General features: G+C 34.3%; 7 protein-coding genes. 6 read left to right on the top strand and 1 reads right to left on the bottom strand.

The window, feature by feature from the left end:
• Both VFS71_RS01925 and VFS71_RS01920 read left to right on the top strand, forming a co-directional pair.
• A partial coding sequence (locus VFS71_RS01925; RefSeq protein ID WP_326399046.1) for a TonB-dependent receptor occupies positions 1 to 2,037 on the top strand: 2,037 nt, incomplete at its 5' end.
• Positions 2,038 to 2,054: 17 nt separating this feature from the next.
• Complete coding sequence (locus VFS71_RS01920) at positions 2,055 to 3,233, top strand: dipeptidase (protein ID WP_326399044.1); 1,179 nt, start codon at positions 2,055 to 2,057, stop codon at positions 3,231 to 3,233.
• A gap of 157 nt (positions 3,234 to 3,390) precedes the next feature.
• Here the strand turns inward: VFS71_RS01920 and metK are convergent, their stop codons facing one another.
• Positions 3,391 to 4,641, bottom strand: coding sequence for a methionine adenosyltransferase (gene metK / locus VFS71_RS01915; RefSeq protein WP_326399042.1), 1,251 nt, complete (start codon positions 4,639 to 4,641; stop codon positions 3,391 to 3,393).
• A gap of 696 nt (positions 4,642 to 5,337) precedes the next feature.
• On the opposite strand from metK, the gene VFS71_RS01910 reads away from it, so the two are divergent.
• The 4 genes from VFS71_RS01910 to VFS71_RS01895 form a co-directional block, all read left to right on the top strand.
• Positions 5,338 to 6,630 (top strand): O-acetylhomoserine aminocarboxypropyltransferase/cysteine synthase family protein, encoded by a 1,293-nt coding sequence (locus VFS71_RS01910; protein ID WP_326399040.1) that lies wholly within the window; start codon positions 5,338 to 5,340, stop codon positions 6,628 to 6,630.
• 91 nt (positions 6,631 to 6,721) lie between these two features.
• Complete coding sequence (locus VFS71_RS01905) at positions 6,722 to 7,723, top strand: alpha/beta fold hydrolase (RefSeq protein WP_326399039.1); 1,002 nt, start codon at positions 6,722 to 6,724, stop codon at positions 7,721 to 7,723.
• Entirely contained in the window at positions 7,710 to 8,816 is a 1,107-nt protein-coding gene (locus VFS71_RS01900; RefSeq protein ID WP_326399038.1) for an aspartate kinase, read from the top strand. The genes VFS71_RS01905 and VFS71_RS01900 overlap by 14 nt, the downstream gene beginning before the upstream one ends.
• Positions 8,817 to 8,834: 18 nt before the next feature.
• A partial coding sequence (locus VFS71_RS01895) for a sterol desaturase family protein (RefSeq protein WP_326399037.1) occupies positions 8,835 to 9,226 on the top strand: 392 nt, incomplete at its 3' end.

Genomic DNA, 9,226 nt, shown 5'->3' with positions numbered 1-9,226 from the left:
AAATTAAAATCAGGGAAAAAGAATTTCTGGTTTGGTGATATGACGGCTGGAATAGGGGTTGGGCATACTGATTCCCGCTATGTGGTTAATCCAAAAGTGTTTTATTACAGTCCTAAATACAGCATTAACCTGATTTCTAATTTTAATAATATTGGCGAACTGCCATTGACAATCCAAGATTACAATAAATTAACCGGTGGATTTAGAGGGCTGATGGCCAAGGGCGGTTCAAGTTTTAATATTTCTTCCAATGATTTGGGGATTTCGCTTTTAAGAAACAACAGGGCCAAAGAAATTGAAACTCAATTTGGAGCGGCAAATTTCTCATACAATGTAAACAAAGCTTGGAATTTGAGCGGTTTTGGCATTATATCTTCATCAATTACCGATTTAGAAACGCTTTCACAGACTAATATTTTGGAACCTAATTCTTCTGAAATTCAGTCTACTGAAAACCGTAAAGAATTAGCCCATCAAAAAAATAATTTGGGAATGTTTAAGTTAAGTTCGAGTTACAAACCATCAACCGACTTTCAGTTTGATTATGATGTTTTGGCTAAGCTTTCAAAACAGGAAGAGGATGCTCCTTTGATACGGGAATCGATTGTTAATACTGTTTCAGCAACCGAAATTATCAATACTTCAAAAGAGCAAAAACCAATATCGGTAAATCAAAATCTGAGTTTGTTTTATACACTAAACGAGAAAAACATTTTTGCTGTCGAAATGCAACATTTGTATCAAGAGGAAGATCCTTTTTATAATGCAAATTTAAAGTCGCAGCCTTTTAGTTTAGCAGGTTATACTTCTGGGCAAGACAGGAATGATATTACTCAAAATCGTTTTGTAACAACCAGTAAACTAGATGTCAAAGTAGATTATTTTTATATGCTTACTCCAAAAAGCAACATCAACTTCACATTAGGGAATACCTATTCGTATCAAAATTTTAATTCCAGCATGTATCAAATTTTGGATAATCAAGAGGTCAATGTCTTAGATAATCCAACCAATGTAAATGATGTAAATTACAGTTTTAATGATGCTTTTTTGGGATTGCATTATAAGATTTTGACCGGAAAGTTTACGTTCACGCCTGGAGTGAGCATTCATAGTTACAGTATGACTAATAAACAATTGGGAACTAATTTTAGTCAAAATTTTTCTAGATTTTTACCTGATTTTTTTGCGATTTATCAAATCAAAAAATCAGAAACATTGACTTATAATTACTCGTACACCAATAACTTTACCGACATTAATCAATTAGCGGAAGGTTTTGTGTTTACCAATTATAATAGTTTAAGAAAGGGAAGCAGAACACTTGAAAACGCAACTGCTATTCAACATTCGTTGCGTTATTTCAAATACAATATGTTTAATTTGGAAAATATAACCGCCTTTTTGACGTATTCTAAACTAATTGATGCGGTAAAAACCCAAGCTTTTTACGATGGTGTGAATCAGTCCTCTATGCCCTATAATTCAGACTTTGCAGATGAAACTTTATCAGGAAGTGGATCTTATGGACGTTCTTTCCTGAAAAATTATAAAGCCTCTTTGTCGGCAAACATCAATTGGTCTCTTTTCAATAATATACAAAACAATGTATTGTCGGCCAAAGAAAGTTTTACTCAAAGCTATACCATAAAAGGAGCCACTAATTACAAAGATCTTCCCAACTTAGAAATCGGGTATAATGCTGTAATTAATAACTACGACAGCAGTGTTTTTTATACGGACAAACCATTTGCCAGATTGGATTATTACTTCTTGAATAGCTTTTCATTTGTGACCGAATATGAGTTTTATCACTACTATAACAACGAAAAAACGGTAAACAATGAGTACGATTTTCTAAGTGCCAGTTTAATTTATCAAAAAAAAGGAAGCAAGTTAGAATACAAAATTAGCGGAACGAATCTCTTGAACACAAAGTCCATAAATGACGACAGTTTCTCGCAATTCTCCACAAGAGCCTCGCAATATACTGTTCAACCGCTGTATTTGATTTTGTCTTTAAAATATAATATATAAAAATAATTTTGATAAAAATGGAAAATAATCATCAAGATTGGTCACGAAGAAACTTTATTGCGTCTGTGACCGCAGCGGGAGCAGCAATTATGTTTAACCCATTTGTGTCGTGGGCTAGTAATGAATATAATCCAAGAATAGCTGCAATTGTTGCTAAAACAATCGGTGTAGATACACATAATCATATTGATGTTCCGCTCAATGGAGAAGAATTATCTGGTTCAAAAATTGATCTTTATGGAGAATTGAAAAAGTCTGGCTTATCGGCAATTTGTATGACTTTTGCGGTTGACTATCAACAGCTTATTAATCCAGGAGATGCGTATAAACGGTTTATAAACGGATTGGATGCAATGGATAATGTGCTGAAAAGTAATAATATGAAACGTTCATTAAACTTTAAAGACTTGCAATTTGCCCACAAAAAGAAGATTCCAACTGTTATTCAATCGGTGGAGGGAGGGCATTTTCTGGAAGGAAAATTGGAACGTCTAGAGGAAGCATATAGTCGTGGCTTGCGACATCTTGGGCTTTTGCATGACAACGATGCTTCAGTTCCGTTAGGTGATATTTTTACAAAACCGGCACAGTGGGGTGGATTAACCTCGCTTGGATCGGATGTTATCAAAGAATGTAACAAATTAGGGATTCTTGTGGATCTTGCACATTGCACCAATGAAACTGTAAATGCAGCTCTTAAAGTAACAACCAAGCCAGTGCTTATTTCTCATACAGGACTTGATACGCAATTGGGGCAAAATCCAAAAATGGCACAGATGATGCTGCCAAGACTTATTAGTAAAGAGCAAGCTAAAATCGTGGCAAGTTCAGGTGGTGTTATTGGCGTATGGACACATTTGGCAGACACTCCATTAGAATACGCACAAAATGTTCGGGCTCTTGTTGATGTTATCGGTGTTGACCACGTTTGTATTGGTACCGATACCAAAATGACACCTCCCTACAGATCTGCTGACAATAAAAAGAATAATGGTCAACGTGACAATAATGGTCCAAAAAAGCAAAATGCAACGCCAAAAGGAACCAACGAGACTTGGCAAAATCAGAATGGAGGATTTTTATATACAGTCGTTGATTCAATGTTGAAAGTAGGTTTCAACGAGGATGAAATAGTTAAGATTGGCGGGGGTAATTTTTGTCGAATTTTTGATTCAGCTACTGCAGTTAGTAAATGAATGTAGTGGTTAATTGAAAAAATAGTTTTTTTAGATATTAATCCAACTATTCATTCTTTCATGAAAAGACAACCAATAAAAAACCCTGACTATTTAATTTAGTCAGGGTTTTTCTTGAAAATTTCACGTATAACTTTGTGTACTTTGTGGTTAAGTTTTACAAACCAAAAGCAGCTTTCACTTGATCGACGAAATCTAATTTTTCCCAAGTAAATAAGTCAACAGTTACAGTTTTAGTTAATCCACCAGGAGCAGAGAACGTTTTTGTAACGGTTTCTGGAGTGCGTCCCATGTGACCATAAGCAGCAGTTTCGCTATAGATTGGATTTCTTAATTTCAAACGTTGTTCGATGAAGTAAGGACGCATATCAAAAATAGCTTCTACTTTTTTGGCGATTTCACCATTAGTCAAGTTCACTTTTGAAGTTCCATAAGTATCAATAAAAATACCCATTGGTTTTGCTACTCCAATTGCATAGGAAACTTGTACCAAAATCTCATCAGCAACACCAGCAGCAACAAGGTTTTTTGCGATATGACGTGTAGCATAAGCTGCACTTCGATCTACTTTACTTGGATCTTTTCCAGAGAAAGCACCACCACCGTGAGCTCCTTTTCCACCGTAAGTGTCAACAATAATTTTTCTTCCTGTCAATCCAGTATCTCCGTGTGGTCCTCCAATTACGAATTTACCGGTTGGATTGATGTGGTATTGAATTTTATCATTGAATAAATGCGCTTGTTTAGGATTTTTTGCAATGATTCTTGGAATCAATATTTCGATGATGTCTTTCTTGATTTTAGCAAGCATAGCTTCTTCTTCGTCAAAATCATCATGTTGTGTGGAAATTACGATAGCATCAATGCGTGTTGGCTTGTTGTCGTCGCTGTATTCTAATGTAACTTGAGATTTTGCATCAGGACGTAAATAAGTGATTTCATTATTTTCACGTCTCAAAATAGCTAATTCCTGTAATAATTTATGAGATAAATCAAGTGCCAATGGCATATAATTTTCAGTTTCATTCGTTGCGTAACCAAACATCATTCCTTGATCTCCAGCTCCTTGCTCTTCTTTACTAGCTCTGTCAACACCTTGATTGATATCTGCAGATTGTTCGTGAATTGCTGAAAGAATACCACAAGAATTGGCTTCAAACATGTATTCGCTTTTTGTATAACCAATTTTACGAATCACTTCGCGGGCAATTTGTTGTACATCTAAGTAGGTATTTGACTTTACTTCACCAGCCAAAATTACTTGACCAGTAGTAACCAAGGTTTCACAAGCTACTTTTGAGTCAGCATCAAATGCCAAAAAGTTATCAATTAATGCATCTGAAATTTGATCTGCAATTTTGTCTGGGTGTCCCTCACTTACAGATTCTGACGTAAATAAATAAGCCATAATAATTATAAATTTTAAAAATTAATTGAGGAAAAACAATTGCTAGAAAGGCTAAAGGAGAGTTTCTGCTTTAGCATTTTTTCTACTGAAAATTTTTCAGCATCCATAATGAATTCGTTTCATTATGAAGAGGTTGCAATCAGTTCAAATTTTTCCTCTTGTATTCGGGTGCAAATGTATGAAACCATTTTGAATTGCAAATTATTCTTTTGTTTTTTTTAATTAATTAAGAGGAATTTAACAAGTTCTACTAATTCTATAGAATTTATAAAAATAAATTGATTTTTGCTTGGTGGTTTAAAAAATAGTTTGCACATTTGCTCCGTCAAATAGGAATAAACTGAAACTAATGATACGAAATAGGTGTTGAATGATGATGGAAATTTCTGCAGAACGTGTTATTATAATGATTTAAAAATATATGAAAAAAGTTCTCTGTTAGAAAAAAGGATTTTTGGTTTTAAACAAATAAGTAAAGAGATGAAAACGATAGGGAATAAAATGATGATGTGTTGTATGATGTGTATGTGCATCCCAATTCCCTATTACCAAAAGTGAAGGTTTAATCCTTGTTATAGTCAAACTATAAACCCTTTTGGTAAATCACCCAAAAGGGTTTTTTTATTTCCAGAATTTATTCAAAATATAAAGCAAAATCATTAAAACTAATAATATAACATTTAAAAACTTAAGATCATGAGCACACAAAAATTTGCAACAAACGCATTACACGCAGGACACGACGTAACTAAAAATGGAGGAACCAGAGCTGTTCCAATTTATCAAACCACTTCGTATGTATTTAATAATTCTGACCATGCGGCCAATTTATTTGGTCTTGCCGAGGCCGGTTATATTTATACCAGATTAAATAATCCAACCAATGATATTCTGGAACAACGATTGGCAACTCTGGAAGGAGGAATTGGAGCAGTAGTTACCGCTTCTGGAGCATCGGCAATTTCGACAGCATTATTAGTATTGTTAAAAGCAGGCGACCATATAGTGGCTTCCAACAGTTTATATGGAGGAACCTATAATTTATTAAAAGTGACACTGCCTAGATTAGGTATTACAACCACATTTGTAGATCCAACAGATCCTGAAAATTTCACCAAAGCTGCCAAGGAAAATACAAGAGCTTTCTTTGTAGAAAGTTTAGGGAATCCAAAATTAGATGTATTGAATTTAAAAGCGATTTCGGATGAAGCAAAAGCTTTTAAAGTTCCTTTTATTGTTGATAATACAGTAGCGTCACCTTATTTATTGAATCCAATTGAATATGGCGCTGATATAGTTATTCATTCTTTGACCAAATATATTTCAGGCAACGGAACTTCGTTGGGCGGTGTAATTATTGATGCTGGAAAATTTGATTGGAACAACGGGAAATTTCCTGAATTTACCGAACCTTCTGTTGGCTATCACGGGTTGGTTTACCACGAAGCATTAGGAAATGCAGCATTTATTGCAAAAGCACGTATTGAGGGGTTGCGTGATTTTGGGGCAGCTTTGAGTCCGTTTAATGCTTTTCAAATTATACAGGGTTTGGAAACCTTAGAAATTCGTATCCGAAGACATAGTGAAAATGCTTTGGCATTAGCCCAATGGCTGGAACTTCAGGAGGAGGTTGCCTGGGTGAACTATCCTGGATTGAAATCAAGTAAATACTATGTTTTAGTACAAAAATATTTGCCAAAAGGGCAAAGCGGAGTAGTGACTTTTGGGTTAAAAGCTGGTTTTGATGCTGCAAAAAAAGTAGCGGATAACACTAAGCTGTTTTCCATATTGGCCAATATTGGTGATACCAAATCACTAATCATTCATCCTGCCAGCACCACTCATCAGCAGTTGTCCGATGAGGAGCAAATTGCAACCGGAGTAACAAAAGATTTAATCCGACTTTCTGTTGGCTTAGAAGATATAGAGGATTTAAAGGCAGATTTGAAAGCTGTTTTTGAAACCATAAAAACACCTCAATTGGTATAAGAAAGTGTTAGTTTTTGTTAGGTAAAACTGTCTTAGTTATTGGCTATAGTCTAAGGCAGTTTTTAAAAAAATAACTTAAAAAATATTCAAAATGGAAAATTTAGAAAAAATAGATCTCTTTAATTTTGATTTAGAAATAGGAAAACAGAAGGCTTGCCTTCCATTGTTTTATCAAGTTTTTGGTAAACCACTAGGCAGTGCGCCAGTTGTAGTGGTGAATCATTCTTTAACGGGGAATTCTAATGTTACTGGAGAAAATGGATGGTGGAACGGGATTGTAGGGCCAAAGCGTGCTGTTGATACCGATTATTTTACGGTTATCGCCTTTAATATTCCAGGAAATGGATTTGATGATAACGTTGATAATTTGATAGACAATTATCGAGATTATAGTATTCGTGACATTGCGCGAATCTTTTGGGAAGGATTATTTTTCTTAAAAGTTCAAAATGTTTATGCAGTAATTGGAGGAAGTTTAGGAGGTGCAATAACATGGGAAATGGCCGCTTTACAACCCGATAAAATTGATAATTTGATTCCGATTGCTTCAGATTGGAAAGCTACTGATTGGGTTATTGCCAATGTTTTGATTCAAGACCAAATTCTAAATCATTCAGATGATCCGATTGTAGACGCTCGTTTGCATGCCACATTATTGTATAGAACACCAGAATATGTGAATCAAAGATTTAAGAGAAGTAAATTGGACGAATTATCCGTTTTGCAGATTGAAAATTGGTTGTTGGATCATGGTTTTAAATTAAAAAGCAGGTATCGATTGGCAGCATATAAACTGATGAATCATTTACTAAAAACAATTGATATCACCAGAAACAGACCCGATTTTCTAACAGTGGCCAATGCTATTGAAGCTAATATTCATCTTGTTACTGTTGATACGGATTATTTGTTTATTGCCGAGGAAACGCGCAAAACCTACAGGGAACTGACCAATAAAAAGCAAAATGTGTTTTATCACCAAATTCAATCTATTCACGGACACGATGCCTATCTGATAGAGTTCAATCAATTATCCGATATTTTGAAACCTATTTTTAACCTTCACAAAGAACAGAGATATGTCAGCGCTTAGAATAAATGTTATCCTTTTTGGAATTGGAAATATAGGGAGCGCATTAATTAATCAAGTTCTGGAGAGTCAGAAATTCTTTCAGGAAAAAAGAAATATTGATTTGCGCTTTCCTATAATAACGAACTCGACTTTAGCTTTTTTTGAAAAAGAAGGAGTCGAAAATGTTTGGGAGGCCAATTTTGACCAATTGGCAATTCCTTTTACAATAGAGGATATTATTGAATTTGCACAAAATAAGGGACTTGAAAATATAATAGCCGTAGACGCAACAGCAAGTTCGGAGTTGGTGAAACATTATATTCCCTTAATTCAAAATGGATTTAACATTGTTGCTGTCAATCAAAATGCAAACGTATTGCATATTGATTTTTATAAAGAAATACGAAGAAACCTAAAGAAGTTCGACAAGACTTTTCTGTATGAGACCAATATTGGGGTAGGAATTCCAGTTTTGCAGTTAATTAGTGATTTGTATTATTCGGGAGAAAAAATAACTAAAATCAGAGGTGTTTTTTCAGATTCATTGAGTTATATTTTTAATAGGTTTTCATCTGAAGATGTTCCTTTTTCGAAAATTCTAAATGATGCTGAAAAAAGAGGCTTGCTAAAAAAAGATTTTAGAGATGAACTTTCGGGTATTACTGTTGCAAAGAAATTGCTTGTTTTGGCTAGAGAATTAGGAAAAAAAACAGAGTTTTTAGATATAAAAATTAGCTCGCTTTTGTATAATGATATAGAAGGAGCAAATCTCAAATCTAAATTTTATTATAACGCGGATATACTTGATAAATATCTTGAAATAGCTAAAGTTACTCAGGTAAAAAATGAAGTGTTGCGGTATGTAGGTGAAATTTCTATTGCGGATGAGAAATTGGAAGTAAAGTTGATTTCAGAGCCAATTACTTCTGCGATTGGACAATTGAAAGGATCTGAGACTGTTTTTGAAATCTATACTGAATCTCATGGCAATGTTCCAATCATTGTACATGGTGACAGTTCAAGAAAAAAGACTGCAACTATAGCCAGAGGAATCCTAACCGACATCCTAAAAGTGGCAGAAAAAATAAAAATAAAAGAAACAATTTGGCTTTAGAGTAAATAGAAAACACAAATGAAATTAAATTACATAGCTTTTGCAGTTCCATTTTTTGCATCATTCATGCTCTTGGAATATTATATAAGTAAAAGAAAAAATAAAAAAGTACATCATTTTAATGAAAGTGTTGCTAATCTTAATGTTGGAATTGTAGAACGAATCGCTGACCTTTTAACCACGGGGACTTTTTTCTTTATTTTTTCTTGGCTCAATACTAATTTTTCCATTTTCTCGATAAAATCATCGGTTACAACTTGGATTCTTTTGTTTTTGGCAACAGATTTGCTTTGGTATTGGTATCACAGATTTGGGCATACTGTTAATCTTTTTTGGGCATCACATATTGTGCATCATCAAAGTGACGATTTTAATTATACGGCTGCAGCAAGAATAACGGTCTTTCAGGC

It is taken from the genome of Flavobacterium sp., assembly GCF_035760125.1.
Lineage (GTDB): Bacteria > Bacteroidota > Bacteroidia > Flavobacteriales > Flavobacteriaceae > Flavobacterium.
The sequence above is the reverse complement of the archived record's forward strand: the minus strand, read 5'-3'. Positions and strand labels throughout refer to the sequence as shown.